General features: G+C 64.1%; 19 protein-coding genes. 13 read left to right on the forward strand and 6 right to left on the reverse strand.

Features of this window, described 5'->3' with window-relative positions:
- Positions 1 to 3: 3 nt before the first annotated feature.
- The 3 genes from ACP15W_RS14045 to ACP15W_RS14055 are packed head-to-tail and all read right to left on the reverse strand — an operon-like array spanning position 4 to position 3,784.
- Positions 4 to 369 carry a response regulator gene (locus tag ACP15W_RS14045; RefSeq protein ID WP_424933536.1) on the reverse strand — a complete coding sequence of 122 codons (366 nt, stop codon included), beginning with the start codon at positions 367 to 369 and terminating at the stop codon, positions 4 to 6.
- Positions 366 to 3,038 carry a response regulator gene (locus tag ACP15W_RS14050; protein WP_424933537.1) on the reverse strand — a complete coding sequence of 891 codons (2,673 nt, stop codon included), beginning with the start codon at positions 3,036 to 3,038 and terminating at the stop codon, positions 366 to 368. The genes ACP15W_RS14045 and ACP15W_RS14050 overlap by 4 nt, the downstream gene beginning before the upstream one ends.
- On the reverse strand, positions 3,035 to 3,784 hold the full coding sequence (locus ACP15W_RS14055) for a Tll0287-like domain-containing protein (RefSeq protein ID WP_424933538.1): 750 nt from the start codon (positions 3,782 to 3,784) through the stop codon (positions 3,035 to 3,037). The genes ACP15W_RS14050 and ACP15W_RS14055 overlap by 4 nt, the downstream gene beginning before the upstream one ends.
- Before the next feature lie 321 nt (positions 3,785 to 4,105).
- On the opposite strand from ACP15W_RS14055, the gene ACP15W_RS14060 reads away from it, so the two are divergent.
- From ACP15W_RS14060 to ACP15W_RS14085, 6 genes are all read left to right on the forward strand, one after another.
- Positions 4,106 to 5,272, forward strand: a complete 1,167-nt coding sequence (locus ACP15W_RS14060; protein ID WP_424933539.1) for an ABC transporter substrate-binding protein — start codon at positions 4,106 to 4,108, stop codon at positions 5,270 to 5,272.
- A gap of 28 nt (positions 5,273 to 5,300) precedes the next feature.
- Positions 5,301 to 6,167: a branched-chain amino acid ABC transporter permease gene (locus ACP15W_RS14065; protein WP_424933540.1), complete on the forward strand. Its 867-nt coding sequence runs from the start codon at positions 5,301 to 5,303 to the stop codon at positions 6,165 to 6,167.
- A complete protein-coding gene (locus tag ACP15W_RS14070) occupies positions 6,164 to 7,108 on the forward strand; it encodes a branched-chain amino acid ABC transporter permease (protein ID WP_424933541.1) in 945 nt (314 codons plus the stop codon). The genes ACP15W_RS14065 and ACP15W_RS14070 overlap by 4 nt, the downstream gene beginning before the upstream one ends.
- Complete coding sequence (locus ACP15W_RS14075; RefSeq protein ID WP_424933542.1) at positions 7,105 to 7,854, forward strand: ABC transporter ATP-binding protein; 750 nt, start codon at positions 7,105 to 7,107, stop codon at positions 7,852 to 7,854. The genes ACP15W_RS14070 and ACP15W_RS14075 overlap by 4 nt, the downstream gene beginning before the upstream one ends.
- Complete coding sequence (locus ACP15W_RS14080) at positions 7,847 to 8,557, forward strand: ABC transporter ATP-binding protein (RefSeq protein ID WP_424933543.1); 711 nt, start codon at positions 7,847 to 7,849, stop codon at positions 8,555 to 8,557. Before ACP15W_RS14075 ends, ACP15W_RS14080 begins: the two co-directional genes overlap by 8 nt.
- Positions 8,558 to 8,707: 150 nt before the next feature.
- Entirely contained in the window at positions 8,708 to 9,883 is a 1,176-nt protein-coding gene (locus ACP15W_RS14085; RefSeq protein ID WP_424933544.1) for an NAD(P)/FAD-dependent oxidoreductase, read from the forward strand.
- Between the two features lie 15 nt (positions 9,884 to 9,898).
- Here ACP15W_RS14085 and ACP15W_RS14090 read toward each other — a convergent pair whose 3' ends face one another.
- Positions 9,899 to 12,439: an AMP-binding protein gene (locus ACP15W_RS14090; RefSeq protein ID WP_424933545.1), complete on the reverse strand. Its 2,541-nt coding sequence runs from the start codon at positions 12,437 to 12,439 to the stop codon at positions 9,899 to 9,901.
- 325 nt (positions 12,440 to 12,764) lie between these two features.
- Between ACP15W_RS14090 and ACP15W_RS14095 the strand changes: the two genes are divergently transcribed.
- From ACP15W_RS14095 to ACP15W_RS14110, 4 genes are read left to right on the forward strand one after another with little or no spacing between them, the layout of a single operon-like run.
- On the forward strand, positions 12,765 to 13,748 hold the full coding sequence (locus tag ACP15W_RS14095; RefSeq protein ID WP_424933546.1) for a zinc-dependent alcohol dehydrogenase: 984 nt from the start codon (positions 12,765 to 12,767) through the stop codon (positions 13,746 to 13,748).
- Between the two features lie 10 nt (positions 13,749 to 13,758).
- Positions 13,759 to 14,157, forward strand: a complete 399-nt coding sequence (locus tag ACP15W_RS14100; RefSeq protein ID WP_424933547.1) for a 6-pyruvoyl trahydropterin synthase family protein — start codon at positions 13,759 to 13,761, stop codon at positions 14,155 to 14,157.
- A 15-nt stretch (positions 14,158 to 14,172) separates the two neighbouring features.
- Entirely contained in the window at positions 14,173 to 15,243 is a 1,071-nt protein-coding gene (locus tag ACP15W_RS14105) for a glycosyltransferase family 4 protein (RefSeq protein WP_424933548.1), read from the forward strand.
- Entirely contained in the window at positions 15,240 to 16,025 is a 786-nt protein-coding gene (locus tag ACP15W_RS14110; RefSeq protein WP_424933549.1) for a class I SAM-dependent methyltransferase, read from the forward strand. Before ACP15W_RS14105 ends, ACP15W_RS14110 begins: the two co-directional genes overlap by 4 nt.
- Before the next feature lie 12 nt (positions 16,026 to 16,037).
- Here ACP15W_RS14110 and ACP15W_RS14115 read toward each other — a convergent pair whose 3' ends face one another.
- Both ACP15W_RS14115 and ACP15W_RS14120 read right to left on the reverse strand, forming a co-directional pair.
- Positions 16,038 to 16,811: a RibD family protein gene (locus tag ACP15W_RS14115; protein ID WP_424933550.1), complete on the reverse strand. Its 774-nt coding sequence runs from the start codon at positions 16,809 to 16,811 to the stop codon at positions 16,038 to 16,040.
- A gap of 180 nt (positions 16,812 to 16,991) precedes the next feature.
- Positions 16,992 to 18,374, reverse strand: a complete 1,383-nt coding sequence (locus tag ACP15W_RS14120) for a sensor histidine kinase (RefSeq protein ID WP_424933551.1) — start codon at positions 18,372 to 18,374, stop codon at positions 16,992 to 16,994.
- A gap of 196 nt (positions 18,375 to 18,570) precedes the next feature.
- Here ACP15W_RS14120 and secG point away from each other — a divergent pair, with 196 nt between their 5' ends.
- The 3 genes from secG to ACP15W_RS14135 all read left to right on the forward strand — a co-directional run bounded on the left by secG (position 18,571) and on the right by ACP15W_RS14135 (position 21,255).
- Positions 18,571 to 18,969 (forward strand): preprotein translocase subunit SecG, encoded by a 399-nt coding sequence (secG, locus tag ACP15W_RS14125; protein WP_424933552.1) that lies wholly within the window; start codon positions 18,571 to 18,573, stop codon positions 18,967 to 18,969.
- Between the two features lie 166 nt (positions 18,970 to 19,135).
- Positions 19,136 to 20,782, forward strand: coding sequence for a CTP synthase (locus ACP15W_RS14130; RefSeq protein ID WP_424933553.1), 1,647 nt, complete (start codon positions 19,136 to 19,138; stop codon positions 20,780 to 20,782).
- Positions 20,783 to 20,808: 26 nt separating this feature from the next.
- Positions 20,809 to 21,255, forward strand: a complete 447-nt coding sequence (locus ACP15W_RS14135) for a TerB family tellurite resistance protein (RefSeq protein ID WP_424933554.1) — start codon at positions 20,809 to 20,811, stop codon at positions 21,253 to 21,255.
- Positions 21,256 to 21,312 lie beyond the last annotated feature (57 nt).

The raw sequence follows: 21,312 nt of genomic DNA on the forward strand, positions 1-21,312 counted from the left end.
GGATCAGGCCGGCAGAAGCCGCTTTATCGTCGAAAGCAGTTCGGGAAGGTCTATGGGCTTGGTCGCGAAGGCATCGCAGCCGGCATCGAGCGCCTTGTCCTTGTCGGCCTGCATCGCGTGGGCGGTCAGCGCGACCACCGGGATTGCCGCGGTCTCCTCGTCTCCCTTCAACGTCTGCGTGGCCGTCCAGCCGTCCATCACCGGCAGGCTCATGTCCATCAGGACCATGTCCGGCTGCTCCTGCCTGCACAGCGTCACGCCTGCCTCGCCGTCACGTGCCGAGAGGATCTCGAACCCCTTGCGGGCCAGGCGCCGGGAGAGCATGTCGAGGTTCATCTCGTTGTCTTCGACAATCAGGATCGTGGTCATGGGGTGAGGCCTTCCTCGGCGACGGGTGCGTTTCCAACGTGTCTATGGATCGCGTCCAGAAGATCGGCTCTTCCGTCCGCTCCTTTCTGCACGACATCCTTGGCATGGGCATTCAGCCAGTCGATTTCGCGCCGGGTCAGATCCTTCGATGTCGCGACGATTACCGGAATATCCGCCGAGTCGCTATCGCCGCGCAAGCGTCGCAGCACTTCGAACCCATCAATATTCGGCATCATCAGGTCCAGCACGACGAGGCCCGGCGGATTCTCGGAGATCAGGGACAGGGCGCGCTCGCCATCGGACGCTTCGCGCACCGCCCATCCCTCCCGGACAAGGAGGCGCCGGAACATGGCCCGCGTGGTCGCATCATCATCGACGATCAGGACCTCCCGGGCGCGCGCCCCGATCAGCCGCCCGATACGCTCCAGCAGGTTCGCCGGATCCACCGGTTTGACCATGTGATCCACCGCACCGAAGGCGATCCCCATTTCCCGATCGGTCACCACCGAGACCAGGATCACCGGCGTTTCACAGAGAACCGCATCCTGTTTGAGCTCCCGCAGGACCGACCAGCCGTCGCGTTCGGGCATGATGATGTCGAGCAGGATCACGTCGGGATGATTTGAGCGGGCGATCTCGAGGCCGGTCTGCCCGTCGCAGGCGGAATAGACGACGTATCCCGCGCGCCGGATGAACTCGGCCAGGGACCCGAGCGATTCCCGGTCGTCATCGATGATGAGCACGCGCGGTTCGGTTTTCGGCTCCTTCTCCTCGCCCGCGTCCTTCAGGGGAAGCCTGATGGTGAAGCACGACCCCTTGCCGGGCTCGGACGTGACGGAAACGTCTCCTCCCATCATCTCGGTGAAGCTTCGCACGATGGAAAGCCCGAGCCCGGTGCCGCCGTAGACGCTGGCCGTGGAACTGTCGGCCTGCGAGAAGGCCTGGAACAGACGTGATATCTGATCCTCGGTCATGCCGATCCCCTCGTCGCGCACGTCGAAGCGAAGATAGCCCGCCGCCTTCCTCACATCGAGTTCGATGCGCCCCGCCTTGGTGAACTTGGCGGCATTGGAGAGCAGGTTAAAGAGATTCTGCCGCAGCTTCGTGTGATCGGTCTCGATCTCGCCGACATCCGGATCGACGGTCACGACGAGGCGATTGTCGTTGCGGGCGATCAGCGGCATCACGGTCGACTCGACCTCCTGCACCAGTGTCGGGATATCGACCCGCTCGATATGGAGTTCCATCTTGCCGGCTTCGACCTTCGAGAGGTCGAGAATGTCGTTGATGAGCGCAAGCAGGTGCCGCCCCGACGCCATGATCTTTTCCAGATCCGGAACGATGGTCGCATCGCCATCATCCTCGGCATCCTCGATCAGCATCTCGGAATACCCGATGATCGCGTTAAGCGGCGTGCGCAACTCGTGGCTCATGGAGGCAAGGAAGCGGCTCTTCGATTCATTTGCCTCCTCGGCGTCACTGCGGGCGGTCTCCAGTTCGGTCTGGCGGTTCCTGAGTTCGGTAATGTCGGAATAGACGCAGACCGTGCCGCCGTCGGGCGTCTTTCGACGTGTCACCATCATCCAGCCGCCGGTGTAGGGCGTTTCCTGACGAGATCCCTTCGGATCCGCGTGCGCCGCCATCCTGTCCTTCTTCCACTGCACCGGATCATGACCATCGAAATCGACGAGACCGCCGGCGATCGCCGTGTCGAGGAAATCGGAAAAGGTCGCGCCTTCTGGCAGTTCGGACGCGTAGGGGAACATCTCGAAGAAGCGACGATTGCTCAGCACGAGGCGATCGTCCTCGTCATAGAGGGCAAACCCGTCGGGAATCGTCTCGATGGCCGTGAGAACCGTGCGGCGCTGTTCCGCGGCCTCCGCCTCCAGCTTGCGGCGCGCCTGTTGCGCATCATAGAGGTCGCGCAGGGTATGCGAGAGCCGGCCGAACTCATCCGGACCTTCCGGGGGCAGCCCCTCCGGCGGGCGACCGTCATGGATGTCGTTCATGGCGGAATCGATGCGCCGCAAGGGGTCGAGGATCTGCCGCAGGACCCACAGCGTCAGCATCGACCCGATCGCGACGATCACGAGACAGGATATGAGCGCGCGCCGCCGCGTGGCCTGCGCGGCCTCCACTGCTGTTGCGTTGGCCTGATCGGCTTCTTCGGCGAGGGCACTGACGAGCGCGGCGAACTCTTCGTTGACCTCCGCACTTTGCCGCCGCGTCTGGGCCATGAATGTGTTGCCGATGATCCGGTTGCCATCGGTGTAGGCGTCCACCGCGGCGATGGAACTGTCCCAGTAGCCTTCGACGGCCTCGGAAATGCTGGCCGCGGTCTCGGGCGCGAACGAACTGAGGTTCTCCAGGCTCTCCTCGAGCTGCCCCCGCGCCTCCACGGCCCGTCGCTCCGAGAGCGTGAGCAGACTGACCGAAAGCTCGGTCAGCCAATAGCGCATCTTGTCGAAATTGCGCTCGGCTGCGGCGGCGACCTGCAGCCGGTGAAACCGCTCGGTTGCCGCGGAGATGCGCTGCTGGTTCGCGGTGAACTCGTAGGCCACGATCACGGTGGAAATCACCAGTGCCCCGAGCAGGATCGCCGTAAGCGACCCGATCCGCCAGGGAATGCGGTTTGCGCTGATCCAGCGCAGGTCGAAGACCTTGTTCATGGCTTCAACCTGATCGAGATGACGCCGCCGAGATCGCCTTCCGAGGCACCTTCCTTGGGAAAGCCGGTCACGTCCACCTCCCCCTTGGGCTGGCCGTGGCAGCTGAGACACGAGGCGCCATAGTAGTCGGGAAACAGCATGCGAAACTCGGGGCCATTCGGCCCATCCGCAATGTCATGGAATACTCCTCCCCTTTCCCAATCATCCGCAAGAAAGCGCTCTTCGATCACGGCCAGTTCCCACGGATCGGGAAGGGACTTGCGGTTTCGCACGAGATGCAGTGGCGCGGTGACCTTGATGTCTGCGGTTTCGGCCACCCTCTCGCCGAACCGATCGTTGATCAGCCGCGCGAAATAGGCCGGGATGAACCCCTTGAACCCGATGCCCGGCGCGTTGAAGAGATCCTGGGCCTCGGAAATCACCTCTTGGATTGAATCGAGCTGCGCCGTGACCAGCGCGATCTGCATGTCGGTCATGCCCGGAGAAATGGGCGGCGCGCCATTGCGCTCGGCAAACCGGTCCCGGACACGTCCCATGAAGACATCCGGCGTCAGACCCTTTTCCGCAATGTCCGGATCGTTGATGAGGTCCTGGTTCTCGGAAACCACATCCCGCGCCGCCCGCAAGACCTCGGCAAGATGGTGCCCGGTCTCGAGCAGTTCGTCCTGCGTTGCCTGAGCCGTGGCAGGACCGAGGCTGCCGCCCCACCAAATGACCGCCAGAGCGATGAGAGACTTCAAGTACATGTCGGGTCCGGCAAGTCCAAGATCTCACGAAACCTGCCAGGAGAAACCTGACGTCCAAGGCGACCTTTTCGGGATCGCCATGCAAACGGTTCAAAATAACACTATCCGTCGGAGCCTATGATTTTCCAAGTCTTTATTTGTCGCACCTCCTCGAAGTCATCCCTGGAGTAGAATATCACTCCCTTGAACCATGCAGAATACGATTGGAGCCGTTCAATTCGTGCGTGAGCGCCTCGGGAGACCCCTACCATCCGCACGCCCCACGTTGATAAGTCCCACCCCGTGGTTCAAGAATGTTCGTCAAGGAACATGGAGGCGATCATGAAACCCAGTGTGCCGGCGGCTCTTCTGCTCGCGACTGTCACCACAACCGCGGCCCAGGTCTCCGCGGATGAAATCAAGGTGGGTGTCATCGCACCCTTCTCGGGGCCCTACGCGCTCTATGGAACCCAGTTCCAGGAGGCCATCGAGGTCTATCAGGCGCAGCATGGCACGACCGCCGGCGATCACGAGATCAGTTTCATCTACAAGGACTCCGGCGGGGTGAATCCCGACCAGACCCGCTCCCTCGCGCAGGAGCTTCTGATCCGCGACCGCGTCGATTACCTGGCCGGTTTCACCTTCACGCCGAACGCGCTCGCCGTTGCCCCGCTCATCACCCAGTCCGAGACGCCGACGGTGATTTTCAACGCCGCCACCTCGCGCATCAACAAGGAAAGCGACTTCTTCCTCCGCACGAGCTTCACGCTGTGGCAGGTTTCGGCACCGCTCGCCGAATGGGCCTACGATCAGGGCATCCGCGAAGTGGTCACGACCGTGACCGATTACGGGCCGGGGATCGACGCGGAAACAGGGTTCAGGTCGGCCTTCGAGGCCAGGGGCGGGAAGATACTCGATTCCATCCGCATGCCGCTTTCGACCACCGATTTCACGCCCTTCCTCCAGAGCGTGCGCGAACAGGACCCGGACGCGGTATTCGTCTTCGTGCCGGGCGGGCCGACAACCTTCGCCTATACCAAGACCTACAACGAGAACGGTTTGCGCGCGGCGGGCATCGAGTTCCTCGGCACGGCGGAAACGGAGGAGAGCAACCTTCAGGCGCTGGGCGATGCGGCGATCGGGCTGAACACGTCCTATCACTATTCGACCGCGCATGATTCCGATCTCAACCGCGAATTCCTGGCCGCCATCGCCGATCTCGATGATCCCGCCCCGGTCAACTGGGCGAACGTGCAGGCCTATGACGGCGTGCATCTGATTTATCACATGGTCGAGGCCGCGGGCACCGACGGTCCGGCGGCGGTCGAGGCGGCGCTGGGGCTCGAATGGGAAAGCCCGCGCGGACCGCTCATTCTCGATCCCGACAGCCGCACGGTCATCCAGAACGTCTATCACCGTGTTGTGGAACGGAACCCGGAAACGGGGCTGCTCGAGAACGTCGAAAAGAGCATCATCGCGACGGTCGGCGATCTGGGCTGGGACCAGTAGACCGCGCCAGAGGAATCCCGAGGAGCGCATGGGACTATTGCTCAATATTGCCGTGGACGGGCTCGCCTACGGCATGATCCTCTTCATGATCGCCGTGGGGCTTTCGGTCACCATGGGGCTCATGCGGGTCGTCAATCTCGCCCATGGCGGTTTTGCCCTGATCGGCGGCACGCTGGCGCACTGGATCGGGCAGGATCTGGGTCTCGGGTTCTGGCCCGCGCTGATCCTGGCCATTGCCGGGACCGTGATGATAGCCCTGCCGCTCGAACGGGTGGTCTATCGCCGGATCTATGCGTTCGGCGAATTGCAGCAGGTGCTGGCGACCATCGGCCTCACCTTCCTGATCATCGCCACGGTCAACCGCTGGCAAGGCTCCGCCCTTCTTCCGATCCCGATGCCCGACATGCTGAAGGCTTCGGTGGATCTGGGCTTCCGCACCCTGCCCGCGCATCGGATCGCGGTCATCGTGCTGGGGTTTGTCGTCGTGCTCGGGCTCTGGCTGCTGCTCGACCGCACCCGCTTCGGCATCCGGTTGCGGGCCGCCGTCGATAATCGCGCCATTGCCTCGGCCCATGGCATCATCACGGACCGGATCTATCTCGCGACCTTCAGTCTCGGCGCCGGACTTGCCGCGCTCGGCGGGATCGTCGGCGCGGAGCTTCTGCCCATCGAGGCCTACTACCCGCTCCGCTACATGGTGCTCTTCCTGATGGTCGTGGCTGTCGGCGGCATGGGCTCGATCATGGGCTCGTTCCTGGCCGCAATCGGCCTCGGCATCCTGGAGACCGCCGCGCGATACATCGTGCCGGACCTCTCGACCATCGCCTTCTTCGGGCTGGTGATCGTCCTGCTGGCCTTCCGCCCCCAGGGCCTGATGGGAAGGCTCAAGGCATGACATGGCGCGCGCTTCCCCCCGCCCTCCTCGCTCTGCTGGCCGTCTCCCTCTACTTCCTCTTTCCCTACAACCTCGCCTTCGTGACACGCATCCTGATCATGGTGATCTTCGTGCTCTCCATCGACCTGGTGCTCGGGTATGCCGGGATACCGACGTTGGGTCAGGCCGCGATGTATGGCACGGGGGCCTATGCGGCGGCGCTTTTCTCGATCCATGTGTGGAGCGAGCCGGTGGCGGGCCTTCTGGTCGGGGCGTTCGCCGGTGGGTCTCTCGCGCTGATCTCGGGCCTTCTCCTGATGCGCACACAGGGTCTGACACTCATCATGCTGACGATTGCCGTGGCCGCGATCTGTCACGAGATTGCCAATCAGGCGCGCGGTCTCACCGGCGGTGCGGATGGGCTGAGGGTCGATGTCGGGCCGGTGCTGGGGCGGTTCGCCTTCGATTTCATCGGCATCACCGGCTACTGGTATGCGCTCATTGTGGCGGCCTGCGTCTTCGCGCTGCTCGCGGTCATCACGCGCTCGCCCTTCGGCCTGTCGCTTCGCGGCATTCACGAAAGCCCGGAGCGCATGGCGGCCATCGGTGCCCCGGTCTACCTCCGGCGCGTCACGGCCTATGCAATCGGCGGCGCCATCGCGGGAACCGCCGGAGCCCTGGCGATCCAGGTCACGCAGCTCGTCAGCCTGGAGACCTTCTCCTTCGCACTGTCGGCCGAAGCGCTGATCATGCTGATCCTGGGCGGCACCGGCCGGCTCTACGGTGCGGCGATCGGCACCTTCGTCTTCATGATGGTCCACCACACCGCCGCGGCAAACGACCCCTTCAACTGGCTTTTCGTGATCGGCGCCATGGTGCTCGCGGTCGTGTTCTTCCTGCCCACGGGGCTCATCACGCTGCCGCGTGCGCTCACGGGACTGGTGAAGCGGGGGGACCCATGACCAGTGGGCTTGAGGTGCGCGGCCTGTCGAAGAGCTTCGATGGCCTCACCGTCTCAGAAAACATCAATCTCGATCTGCCAGCCGGTGCGCGAACCGCGCTCATCGGCCCGAACGGTGCAGGAAAGAGCACATTTGCCAACCTCGTGACCGGCATCCTGCCACCCTCCTCCGGTTTGATCCGCTTCGACGGCGTTGATATCAGCCGCATGAACGAGGGCGCCCGTGTGCGCCTCGGCATCGCCAAGACCTTCCAGATCACCACGCTCTTCCGCCACCTCACGGTTCGCGAGAACCTCCGCCTGCCGATCCTCGAGCGGGAGAGGCGCGGTTTTCGCATGTTCCGGCCGGCCGACCGCTTTCCCGAGATCGAGGCGGAGATCGAGACCTGTCTCAGCCAGTTCGACCTCCATGCGCTCGGAGATCTGCCGGTGGAGGCGCTCGCCTACGGCCAGCAGCGCCTGGTCGAGCTTGCGCTGACGCTCGCCCTCAAGCCGCGCGTCCTGATCCTCGACGAACCGGCCGCCGGCGTACCCTCCTCCGAGACCCATCTCATCACGGAAGCCATCGAGGCGCTGCCCTCCGAGCTTGCCGTTCTGATCATCGAGCATGACATGGACTTGGTCTTCAGGGTGGCTCGCTCCATCGTGGTGCTCGTCAACGGTCGGATCCTGGTGGAGGGCACACCGGCGGAGATCGCGGCCAATCGCGAGGTGCGCGAACTCTATCTCGGAGGCTCCCATGGCTGAGCCGGCACTCCACCTCTCGAACGTGACTGCGGGTTACGGTCCGACGCATGTCATCCGGGACATCGATCTCACGCTGTCACCCGGCGAACGGCTGGCCATTATCGGCCGGAACGGGGCGGGAAAGACGACACTGCTTTCGACCATCATGGGCCTCACGCGGCAGCATGGCGGCGAGATCCGGATGCATGGTGAGCGCATCGACCGCCTGCCCCCGTTCAGCCGCAACCATCGCGGCCTCGGCCTCGTACCACAGACACGGGATATCTTCGGATCTCTCACGGTCGAGGAAAACCTGCTTTCGGCCCTCCACGGCAAGGCCTCTCTCGAAGAAGCCTACACCCTGTTTCCGCGCCTGAAGGAAAGGCGCAGGATCGGCGGCACCCAGCTCTCGGGCGGTGAGCAGCAGATGCTTGCGATCGCGCGCACCCTGATGACCGGGCCAGAGGTGCTGCTGCTCGACGAGCCGCTCGAGGGGCTGGCCCCCGTGATCTGCGAGATGCTCATGCAGGTCTTCGAGAACCTTGCGCGTGAAGGCCGCCGCTCGATAGTGCTGGTGGAACAGCACGCCGAGGCAGCCCTTTCCTTTGCGAGCCGCGCCGTTCTGATGGCCAATGGCCGGATCGTGCATGAAGGCCCGGCCAGCGAACTTCGGGACAGGCCCGAGCTTCTGTATCGCCATGTGGGTGTCGGCATCGAAAGCTGAGCGCCCGTAGGCCTGTCTGCCGCACCGAGAGCGCATCATCCGAGATTGCGGCAGCCTTGCATTCGGGGATAGATCACGACCGGGCCAAGACGCCATGCCGCGGTTTTTCCAAGGCCGGTTGGCCGGGCGAATTTGAGGGGAAGAAAGCGGATGTCCGAAAGTGCGGTGATCGTCGGTGCGGGTCAGGGTGGCCTGCAAGCAGCGGCAAGCCTGCGTCAGGAGGGCTTCGACGGCACGATCACGCTGATCGGAGCCGAACCGGGGTTGCCCTATCAGCGCCCGCCGCTTTCAAAGGCCTACCTCAAGACCGGCATTGCCGATGGTCTGCGCCTCCGGCCCGAGAGTTTCTTCGTCAAGAACGCCATCAGCTATTTTCCCGACACCGAGGTCGAGCAGATCGACCGCGAGAACCGCCGGGTGATGGCCGGGGACGCGACATTCACCTACGACCACCTCATCCTCGCCACCGGATCGCGGAACCTGCGCCCCCCGATCGAGGGGCTCGACAGGGCCATCGACCTGCGCACCCTGGCGGATGCGGAGCGGCTCCGTGCAGCTCTCGACCGGCCCATGCGCTGCGCCGTCATCGGTGGTGGTTTCATCGGGTTGGAATTCGCCGCCGTGGCGCGCGGGCTCGGTCATGACGTCGTGCTCGCGGAAGCCGCCCCCCGCCTGATGGCGCGTGCGGTGTCGCCCCAGATGTCGGAGCGCTTCCTGGAAAAGCACATGTCGCTGGGCTGCCGGATCATTCTGAACCAGGCGGTGACGTCTGTCTCGGAGGCCGCCATTCATCTCGCCGATGGCAGTGAACACCCGGCCAATCTTGTCCTGCTGGCGGCGGGAATCCGGCCAAACACCGAGCTTGCCGCAGCCGCCGGCCTGAGCGTCGCGAACGGGATCGTGACCGATGCAACCCTGAGGACCGCAGATCCCGCAATATCGGCGCTGGGCGACTGTGCCGCCTTCCCGGACCCGCGCACGGGGCGCATGATCCGTCTCGAGAGCGTGCAGGCCGCGACCGATCATGCGCGCACCATTGCCAGGCGTATCGTGCATGGAAGCGCCGAGCCCTATGCCGCGGTGCCGTGGTTCTGGTCGGATCAGGCTGACTGGAAACTTCAGATCGCCGGGCTGGCCGCGCCGTCGGACACGAGCATGGCGGCGGAGGGTGACGCGATCCTGCGCTTCGACGACGACATCCTGACCGCCGTCGAAACCGTCAACGATCCCAAACGTCACATGAAGGCGCGCCGGCTCTTCGCTCAGACACCGGCGCCGACACGGGGCATGCTCGCGGAGGTCGATTTCGACCTGGCGCGGCTCTGAAGCTGGCCGCGGCCCCTACTCCGCGGCTGTCGGCGTGGCGGCCTGCGGATTGACGGCCGTTCCGTCATCGAGCCAGCCCTGCAGGATGCCGGCGAGCACCGAGCTTCGCGGTGCCTGGATGATGTTGTGGTGCGAGCCCTGCATCTCCACCTCGTCCATGTGGTCGCCCACGAGCTTCCGCCAGCAGTTGGCCCAGTGTTTGCCCGTCGGATTGTTGCTGGCGCGCACCACGAGGACATTCGGCAGCGGAAGGGGTTTGGGCCGGTATTTCGACGCCGCGATATAGCTCGCATCGCGGATATCGGACGGGCCCGAACCGACGCCCAGCGCCGCGAGCCCGGTCATGAGCACCCGCTTCGGGCCGAGGTTTACCCGCATGGCCTCGGCACCGACGAAATACCGTTTGATGGCCCGCAGGTTGGTGTATCGCTTGCCCCAGAGGTAGGGCGCATCGAGCAGGATGAGATGCGAAACCGTATGGCCGCGCTCGGTCAGTTCCCGCGCCGTATCGAAGGCGAGAATTGCACCGAAGCTGTATCCCATGAGCCGGATGCCCTCACCCGGCGCGGCATGTTCGGCGATCTTGTCCGCGCAATGGGCCGAGAGAACCTCCATTCGGGTCTCCAAGCTTCGGGTGCGCGTGGATTCCAGCCCGCCCTTCGGGGCCGTTCCGATGAAGGTGTAGTCATCGGAGATCTCGGAGATCGTCGAGAGATAGGAGGAGACATCCCCGCCCCGCATGTAGCCGAGATAGACGGTTTCCTTCCCGCCCGGGCGGACGACGCGAAGCCCGTCATCCTGCTCGCCCCTGGCCACACGGTCGAACCGGGCCGCGATGGAACGGATATCCGCCCCCTCGAGAAAGAGCGTGTCGTAGGGAAGCTGGAAGCCGAGGGGTTTCTCCGCCTCCAGCAGCATCCGCATGGCCTGCAGGGAATCGCCCCCCATGTCGAAAAAGTCATCCTCGACCCCGAAATTCTCGTGGCCCAGCACATCGCGCCAGATATCCATCAGCACGCGCTCGGTTTCGGTCGCGGGTTCGGTCGCCGCAGCATCCGCGCCGGAACCGGCGACCTCCAGGGGTGCGGGCAGCGACTTGCGGTCGAGCTTGCCGTTGGATGTCTTCGGCATGGCCTCGAGCCTGATGAACAGGCTCGGCACCATGTAGCCCGGAACGAGGTCGTTCATGAAGCCGCGCAGGTCCGCCGAACTCGGCGCGGCCCCTTCCGCGACCGTATAGAACGCAGCCAGCCTGCGAATGCCCTTTGCCCCCTCGAAGGCGGTCACCCCTGCCTCGTGAACATCGGGATGCGTGACGAGCTTTTCCTCGACCTCGGTCGGGCGCACGTTGTAGCCGCGGATCTTCACCTGCTGGTCCTTGCGGCCCAGCGCGTGCAGGATCCCGTTCTCGTCCTCCACCGCGAGATCGCCCATGGTGAACGACCATTCCCCATCCGGGTGCAGGGTAAAGGCCTCCGCCGTGCGTTCCGGATCGTTGTGGTATCCGGGCGGGACGAACTCACCCTTGGTGACCAGCTCGCCGGGCGTTCCCCTGGGAACCTCGTGGCCATCGGGGTCAAGCAGGCGTGTCTCCTTCGGATGCAGGTTGCGTCCGAGCGGCACTTTCTCGTAGTCGATGGGATCGCCGTGCTTGTGCACGAACAGCGTCAGGATCGCCAGTTCCTGGCAGGCGAGACGCGACATCAGCTCCGCGCCCGGCACCGTGATGCGATCGAAATTGCGAACGTCCTCGACCCGCGTCGCCTCACCACCAATGATGATCTGGCGGAGATCGGGGAAAGCCGATGCCGCCCCGTCCGCAAGCTGGCGATACATCGCCGTATAGGTCAGAAGCACCGTGACCTTCTTCTCGCGCAGCCAGTTCTCGACCGCGGAAAGCCCCTTGCCGGCAAAGTCGAAACAGGCGCATTCGGCGCCGACCGAAAGCGGCCAGACGTGCTTGTACCACCAGAACGGCGTGAACATGGCGACCACGTCGGTCTCGTTCGTGCCGTAGAAGACGATCTTCTGCTTCCAGCGATAGTCGCAGATGTGACGCGAAACCTTCACGCCCTTGGGCTTTCCCGTGGAACCCGAGGTATAGGAGATGAAGTGCAGAAGCTCCGGATCACGCGCGACAATCGGATAGACGTCGATCTCGCTTCGAACCGGTCGGTCGAGCGGCAGCATGATCGGCTCGACCTCCATCACCTCCCGCGCCAGATCGCCGAACTCGGGCGTCGTCACGATCCGCACGGCCCCCGAATGCGCAATGACCTCCTTCATCGCGGCCACGGGATGGCCCGGATCCAGCGCCACGACAGCCGTGCCGGACTTGCCCGCCGCCACGTTGAGCGACACGCACTCGCAGGTCATCCGGCCGAGATAGGCATAGATGCGGTTCTCGCCCCCGGCATCCTCCTCGAGTATACGGGCAATGCGATCACTGTCGGCATCGATTTCCGCGTAGGTCAGTGACCGCTTGTCATCCGAAACCGCGATCTTTTCGGGCAGACGAGCAACGACCTCTTTGAACCGGCCAAGAAAAGCATCCATTCCATCACCCCGTCGCAATCTTCATTGCATGTTCGACAAAAGCTCGCATTTGCACCACGAAGCCCATGGCCAAGCGACCAACGAACTGACAGATCACCCCTCTGACAGGATGCCAGCTTGGGGAGCCCATTTCCAGATGCCAGTTATTCCCGGATGATTGCCGCGCGGCAGTGATTTTCGCAACAGCCGGGCGAACTATTGGCTAATTGCTTTCCCGCGCTACCTGCCCCCGACGAGCACCCGCGAACCGCGCCGCGCTGGACGCTTGCCCGAAATCATGTTCTCAAACGACGCGACCCGAAACGTGCCCATCAGGATGAACGCCTTGCCGCAGACTGCAGCCGAAACCGCGACCGCCTTCTGGATCGAGGCTCCGGGCAAGGTCTGCCTGAGAAAGACGCCCCTTCAGCCGGCGCAGGACGGCGAGGTGCTGGTTCGAATGCTCTTCTCGGGGATCAGCCGCGGGACGGAGAGACTGGTGCACGAAGGCCGGGTGCCGTCCAGCGAGCACGACCGGATGCGCGCGCCCTTCATGCACGGGGATTTCCCCTTCCCAGTCAGCTACGGCTACATGGGTGTGGGTCGCGTGGAGGACGGACCCGACGATCTGCGCGGGCGCAACGTCTTCTGCCTCCACCCCCACCACGACCGCTTCAGGGTTCCGGCCTCCGCGGTTACCCCCCTCCCGGAGGGGCTTCCCGCGGAAAGGGCCGTCCTAGGGGCCAACATGGAAACCGCACTCAACATCGTCTGGGATGCGCGGATCGGCCCCGGAGACCGCGTTTCAGTCATCGGAGCGGGTGTCGTCGGCCTTCTGAGCGCCAGCCTAGCTGCCTCGATGCCCGGAACCAGTGTCTCCCTGATCGACACGGAGCCCGCACGTGCCGAGACCGCCGGGAAACTGGGGATGTCGCTCTCCGACCCGAGTGCCGCGGAAACCGAATGTGATGTCGTGATCCATACATCCGCGACTGCGTCCGGTCTCGCCACGGCCATCGCATGTGCAGGGCTCGAGGCGCGCATCGTCGAGGCAAGCTGGCACGGTGCCGGCACGACCGAAGTGCCGCTCGGAGGGGCATTCCACAGCAAGCGGCTTTCGCTTGTCAGCTCGCAGGTCGGCCACATCCCGGCGGATCGGCGCGCCCGCTGGTCCTTCGCCCGTCGGCTTCGAAAGGCGCTCGAACTGCTCATGCCGGATCGTTTCGATGCCCTGATTTCGGGAGAGACCGCCTTCGGCGACCTGCCGGGGGCCTATGCCGGCATTCTCGCGGACCCCACAACCCTTTGCCACCGTATCCGATACGATTGAGAGGACTCCCATGTTTGCAGTCGAAGTACGCGAACACATCATGATCGCGCATTCCCTTCCGAGGGACGTGTTCGGCCCCGCGCAGGGAATGCACGGCGCGACCTTCGTGGTCGATGCGGCCTTCTTCACCGAGGACATCGACGAGAACGGGCTCGCCATCGACATCGGCCTCGCCACCAGCATCCTCAAGGACGTCCTGGCGCCCTTCAACTACGCCAATCTCGACGAGATGCCGGAGTTCAAGGGCAAGGTCACGACCACCGAATTCCTCGCCCGGGAGATATTTCGCCGCATCGCCGAGAAGATCCGCGCCGGGGGGCTGGGGCTCGGCGGGGAGCCCGTGCGGAAGTTGCGCATCACCTTGCACGAATCCCACGTGGCGCGCGGCTGGTACGAAGCCGACATCTGATCAGAGGGCGCAGACATGCAGGCGGACAGACTCTGGTTCGGCGTTCCGGGCGATCTTGAAACCCGGACCGGCGGTTACGGCTACGACCGCGAAATCATCGGCGGCTTGCGCGCGCTCGGTCACCCGGTCGAGATTCTGCACTGGCCCGGTGATTTCCCGCAACCCGGCCTCGACACGCTCGAGATCGTGCATGACAGCCTGCGAGCCCTGCCAGACGGCAGCGATGTGCTGATCGACGGTCTTGCGTTCAGCGCCATGCCGGGTGTCGTCGCGGCGGAAGCCTGCAGGCTGAACCTTACCGCGCTCGTTCACCACCCGCTCTGCCTCGAGAACGGCCTTTCCGTCAGCGACGCCGCCCGGCTGGAACGGGCCGAACATGCCGCGCTCCCCCATGCGCGGCGGATCATCGTGACCTCGCCGGAGACGGCCCGCGAGGTCGCGACCCGGTTCTCGGTCCCGCCCGAACGCATCACCGTGGTTCTTCCCGGCTGTTCGCCCCGGAAACGCGCGACGCCCTCGTCTCCACCCCTCATCCTGAGCGTGGGGAGTCTGATCGAGCGCAAGGGCCACGACACGCTCATCGATGCCCTCGCCCAACTGACCGACCTCGACTGGGACGCACGCATTGTCGGCAATGAGTCGGCCGACCCTCCGCTTGCCTCTGCCCTCCGCCAGCGTGCGCGCGATCGCGGTATCGCAAACCGTCTCACATTCGCCGGGATGGTCGAGAACGCCGAGAGCGAAATGATGAAGGCGGCGATCTTCGCATTGGCCAGCCGCTACGAAGGCTACGGCATGGCTTTTGCCGAGGCCCTCGCGCACGGTTTGCCGATTGTCGGCTGCCGAACCGGGGCGGTTCAGGAGGTCGTCCCCGCCAATGCCGGCCGCCTCGTTCCGCCCGACGATCCGCGGGCCTTTGCCGACGCGCTCCGTGAGCTTCTTGAAGATCCGGTGCTCCGTGCCAACGTCTCGGAAAACGCGTGGCGTGCCGGACAGGATCTTCCTGGCTGGCCGGTTGCCGCGCAGCAGGTTGCCGGTTGCCTCGCTGAGGCGCGGCGATTGAACAGGATCGGACATCGGGAATGACAGGTTTTTCCACCGAATGGCTCTCTTTGCGTGAACCGCTCGATCGGGCGGCGCGCAATTCCGGGCTCTTGAAACAGGCGATCCAGCTTCTTCCGCCGGAGGGCGGCACGATCCTGGATCTTGGCTGCGGCACGGGCTCGACTTACCGGGCGTTCGCGGAAGCGAATGGGGGGCGACACGATTGGCGTCTTGCCGACAATGACCCCGCCCTTCTCTCCGAGGCCGAAAAGCGCTGCGGCCCGGAGGTCAGGATCGAGCAGTGCGACATCTTCGATCTGGATGCGATCGATTTCGACGGCGTGACCCTCGTGACGGCGTCTGCCCTGCTGGACCTGTGCTCCGCGGAGTGGATCTCAGGTCTCGCCGATCGCCTTGCCGAGTCCGGCGCGTCCTTCTACGCGGCGCTGACCTATGACGGATCGATGCGGTGGCAGCCCCCGGACGACTATGACGCCGACATGGTACGGGCCTTCAACCACCACCAGACCCGCGACAAGGGCCTTGGTCCCGCGCTCGGCCCGGATGCGGCGCGTTGCATGGAGCGACGGCTCCGCGAGGCCGGATACTCCACGAGCCGCGCGCCGAGCCCCTGGAGAATTGCCCCGTCGTCGAACGAGATGCACAAGCTCCTGGTGTCCGGCATCGTCGGGGCCGTGCTCGAAACCGGAGAGGTATCGAAATCCATAGCGGAAACATGGGCCAATGACCGCGAGGTGCTCGAAACCGGAGCCACCTGCACGGTCGGACATATCGATCTGCTCGCCCGCCCCACGCCGGAGTGACGGGCGGGCGCGTCAGGCTCTGCGAAGCTGGCAGTCGAAGAGAACGTCGGACCCGATGTCGTATACATGCGTTTCGGGTCTCATCGCATCCGACAGAAGCTCGACCTCGGGCAGTCGAAGCCCTGCAGGCCCGGCGCCGATGATGAGCGGCGAAATCGTCACGTGGAGACGGTCCACGCATGCGGCACCGAGGAAGATGGCGATCGTCGTCCCACCTCCCTCGAGAAGGATGTTGTGCATCCCCCGACGCGCCAGTTCCTGCCGGATCGCCACAGCCGAGAGATAGCGCCCCTCGCGCGGCACCACGATCGTATCGAGACCGTTTCGATCCGGCCCGTCCTCCCCTTGAACGATGATCGGCGGCGGATGACCGTCCGACAGCATCTTGGCGGAGGCGGGCAGCCGGCCATTGGGGTCAATCACCACGCGCTGCGGATCGGGGCCATCGACCTCGCGAACCGTCAGGGACGGGTCATCGGCGATCACCGTCCCGATCCCCACCACCACGGCATCCACCAGCGCCCGGCAGCGGTGGAGGTGGCGAATGCCATCCGCACCGGACACATCCCGCGCATCTCCCGATGCGGTGGCAACGCGCCCGTCAAGCGACTGGCCGACCTGCGAGAGCAGGTGCCCCGCGCCGTTTCGTGCAACCACAGGGCCGTAGAGCAGAAAGGCCGGATCGTCGCGAACAGTGCCGTTGCAGGATCGTGCGCCGTCACGCAACGAAAGAAGCTGCGTCCAGGTGTCGGTGCTGACATCCACATTCAGAACCGGGGGCTTCACGAGACGCGCCCCCGTTCCGTCCGAAGATATTCTCTGTCTTGCGCCAAAGCCCCCTCCCGATCGCGGCATATGCCAACGCCGGCCTCGAATTGCCGGTCGTGCCTGATGAGAGATAGTCGATAGGATCGCGCTGTCAAAACGATCCGGGGAGTCTCCATGCCTTTCCCCGATCACATCTCGCTATTCGGCGGGAAGAGAGATCGCGAAGACGGTCCCGTTCTCATCGGAGACCTCCAGCGCGAGCGTTCCCCCATGCCCGCGGATGATCTCGTCGGCGATGACAAGCCCCAGCCCGTTGCCACCCTGCCGCGCACCGCCCTGGAACGGCTTGAAGAGGTTGTCGCGCGCCTTCGGAGGCAGCCCCGGCCCGGTGTCGGCCACCCGGATGAACGTCCGCCCGTCTTGCTGAGAGGCTTCCACCCGAACCGACCCGGCCTGCCCGCTCGCGGCAATCGCCTGGGCCGAATTGCGGATGAGGTTCGAGAGCACCCGGAAGAGCTGCTCGGCATCCGCGCGCACCATCACATCGGGCGAGACCTCGGATCGGATCTCCACGAGCCTGGTGTTCGTCGTCTGGCGTTCGTTCTCGACCACCTCGCAGACCAGATCGTGCAGGGAGATCTGTTCGAGTTCGGGCGCGGGTTCTTCCGCCTTGCCGAATGTCAGCGTCCGGTCGCACAGTGAAACCGCGCGGGAAAGCGATTTCACGAGCTTGGGTGCGATCCGCCGCACCTTCGGGTTCTCGATCGTCTCGAGGCTGTCCGCGAGCAATTGGGCTGTGGTGAGCATGTTGCGCAGATCGTGGCTGATCTTGGCAACGGCACGCCCCAGGGCCGCCAGACGCTCCTTCTGACGCAATGCGCTCGTCAGGCGAACCTCGAGATCGTGCAGGGCGTTCTCGGCGTCGAGAAGCTCCTGCGTGCCGCTCTTGGGGGCAATGATTCTCGTCGTGTCCTCCGGATCGTCCCGATAGGCCACCATATGCGCGATCACGCGGTTGATCGGCCCGACGATGAGGAACTGCACCGCAATGAAGAGAAGCGCAGCCGTCGCCGCCGAAATGACAAGCGACAGATAGAAGATCCGCAATCCGTAATCCATGAGGGCCGCCCGCAGCGGGGCTTCTTGCAGGACCACATCGACAACGCCCTCCGTGCCCTTGCGTGTTTGCCCGATGACACGGATCACCCGGTCCCCCGGCGTGAGGAACACGCGCCCCGCACCCTTCACGAGATCCCAGGCCGAGGGATCGCGGATATCATAGGTCGCCGCTGGTCGCCCTGGCATCTCGTCGGCCAGCGCAAGCTCACGGACACCGTTGCGCATCAGCACGACGATCATCACGTCCGCCGTATCGAGGAGTTCGCGCCGCATTTCTGCGGGAAGCTCCGTTTCTTCGCGCGACAAAGCCGCAAGTGCCGCAAGCTGCGCCAGATCGAGGCGATTCTGCAGGTAGTCGAGCCGGAACCGCGCGACCGAAGGCACAAATATCAGTACCTCAGCGATCATCACGAAAAGGATCGTGAGGCCAAGAAACCGGCCCGACAGGGTTCTCAAGAACATCGGCGATCCTGTTCACAAACGCGACATGAGACTATGCATTGGGACCCTTCGGCACAAGGTCTTGCCATTGCAGGGCGAATTCCCGCACATCCGCACGCGTTTCCGAAAGTCGTCGCGAAAATTCGCGTTGTGAATCGACATTCCCGAACCGAGCCGCTAGAGACGCGCTGTCCCGAGACAATTCGTGAAGATACCCATGGCCGCTGTCGTTCTTACCATTCATCTGCTGCTCGCGCTTGCGCTCATTATCGTCGTGCTGCTGCAGCGCTCGGAAGGCGGTGGTCTTGGCATTGGCGGCGGTGGCGGCGGCGGCGTCATGTCCGGCCGGGGCGCAGCGACCGCTCTCTCGAAGCTCACGTGGTTCCTTGGCGCGGCCTTTGTCGTCACCTCGATCACGCTCACCGTGTTCGCGGCGCGCGATGCAGCGCAGGACTCGGTGATCGACGGTATCGAAGGCGCGTCGGAAGAACTCGCTCCGGGGGCGTCCACCCTGCCCCAGTTGGGAGAGGATCTCCTGCCGCCGATCCCGACCGACGACTCGCCGTCGGCCCCGCCGGCGGCTGACAGCCCCGCCGCACCGCCCGCCGCCGAATAGGCGCGGGCAAAGCTCGACTGCAACCCTTGGTTGTGAAAAACGAACTCGATACACTATATTGGGGTTTAACCCCTTGCCGGACTCGTCAAGCTGACTTATAGATTGAGTCCCGTGAGGAATTCGCCTCAGCGATAGAGCGGACAAGCCGAAAGCGGGAAAATCTCCGATGGCAAGGTATGTTTTCATTACGGGAGGTGTCGTATCCTCCCTCGGGAAGGGTCTTGCCTCGGCAGCCCTGGGCGCTCTCTTGCAGGCGCGCGGGTATTCGGTGCGGCTGCGAAAGCTCGATCCCTATCTCAACGTCGATCCGGGCACCATGTCCCCCTTCGAGCATGGCGAGGTCTTCGTCACCGATGATGGCGCGGAGACCGATCTCGATCTAGGCCACTACGAGCGCTTCACCGGCGTCGCGGCCCGCGCGACCGATTCCGTGTCCTCGGGGCGGATCTATTCCAACGTTCTCGACAAGGAACGCCGCGGTGACTACCTCGGCAAGACGATCCAGGTCATTCCGCACGTCACCAACGAGATCAAGGATTTCCTGAAGATCGGTGCCGATGAGGTCGACTTCATGCTCTGCGAGATCGGCGGGACCGTGGGCGATATCGAAGGCCTGCCCTTCTTCGAGGCGATCCGCCAGTTCGGTCAGGAACAGCCCCGCGGCCAGTGCATCTTCATGCACCTCACCCTCCTGCCGTATATCGCGGCGTCAGGCGAGTTGAAGACCAAGCCGACGCAGCATTCGGTCAAGGAATTGCGCTCGATCGGGATCGCCCCGGATGTGCTTGTCTGCCGCTCGGACATGCCGATCCCCGACAAGGAACGCGCCAAGCTCGCCCTGTTCTGCAACGTGCGCCCCGAAAGCGTGATCGCGGCGCAGGACCTCAAGTCGATCTACGAGGCGCCGCTTGCCTATCATGCGGAAGGGCTCGATCAGGCGGTGCTGGACGCGTTCGGCATCGCGCCGGCCCCCCGCCCCCAGCTCTCCAAGTGGTATGACGTGGTGGATCGCATCCACCATGCGGAAGGCGACGTGAAGGTTGCGATCGTCGGCAAATACACCCAACTCGAGGACGCCTACAAATCCATCGCCGAGGCGCTGACCCATGGCGGCATCGCAAACCGCGTGAAGGTGCGGGCCGAGTGGATCGATGCGGAGCTCTTCGAGAAGGACGAGGATATCGCCCCGATTCTCGAGGGCTACAACGCGATCCTCGTCCCCGGCGGATTCGGGGAGCGCGGCACGGAAGGCAAGATCCGCGCGGCGAAATTCGCCCGCGAACGCAAGGTGCCCTATCTGGGCATCTGCCTCGGGATGCAGATGGCGGTGATCGAGGCCTCCCGCAACATGCTCGGTCTGGAAGACGCCGGATCGGAGGAGTTCGACCACGAGGCCGGCGACAGCCGCTATGTCCACGTGATCTACCACCTCAAGGAATGGGTCGAGGGCAACCGCACGGTCAAGCGCGCGGTCACCGACGACAAGGGCGGAACGATGCGCCTCGGCGCCTATGACGCCGTCCTGACCGAGGGCAGCCAGGCCGCCGAGATCTATGACACACTCGACATTTCCGAGCGCCATCGCCATCGCTACGAGGTGGACATCGCCTATCGGACCAAGCTCGAGGAATGCGGGCTCAAGTTCTCCGGCCTCTCACCGGATGGGCGCCTGCCCGAAATCGTCGAGATCCCGGATCACCCCTGGTATATCGGCGTCCAGTTCCACCCCGAGCTGAAATCCAAGCCCTTCGAGCCGCATCCGCTCTTTGCCGATTTCGTGCGCGCGGCGGTCGAGCAATCGCGATTGGTCTGATCCGACAAAGCCTATATATAGATTGCATGATAGCGGATCTTATCAAACGCCTTGTGGGCGAGACCGAACCCGAACCCCTGCCGCAGGACCAGGCGCGACTGGCTCTTGCGGCGCTCATGGTGCGCGTTGCGCGAACCGATGGGGTCTACTCGAGCGAAGAGCGCCAACGGATCGATCGTGTGCTCTCCGAGACCTATGGCCTTTCGGCATCGGAGGCGACCGCTCTTCGCACCGATGGAGAACGCGCCGAGGCCGATGCCCCCGACACGGTCCGCTTTACCCGCGTGATCAAGGATGCCGTGCCCTACGAACATCGCAACAGCGTCGTGGAGGCCCTGTGGCGCGTAGCGGCTGCGGATGGGATAAACGCGGACGAACACGGCCTGCTGCGGCTCGTGGCGAACCTGCTGGGCGTGTCGGACCAAGACAGCGGCCTTGCACGTCAAAAAGCGCTCAAGCTCTACGGCGAATAGCGAGAAGGGCGACTGCACTCGCAGCCGCCCGAAAGCCTTTTATCGTTCGAGGTCAGC

Origin of the sequence: Amaricoccus macauensis (assembly GCF_049800915.1) — a bacterium.
In the GTDB taxonomy this organism is placed as follows: Bacteria; Pseudomonadota; Alphaproteobacteria; order Rhodobacterales; family Rhodobacteraceae; genus Amaricoccus; species Amaricoccus macauensis_A.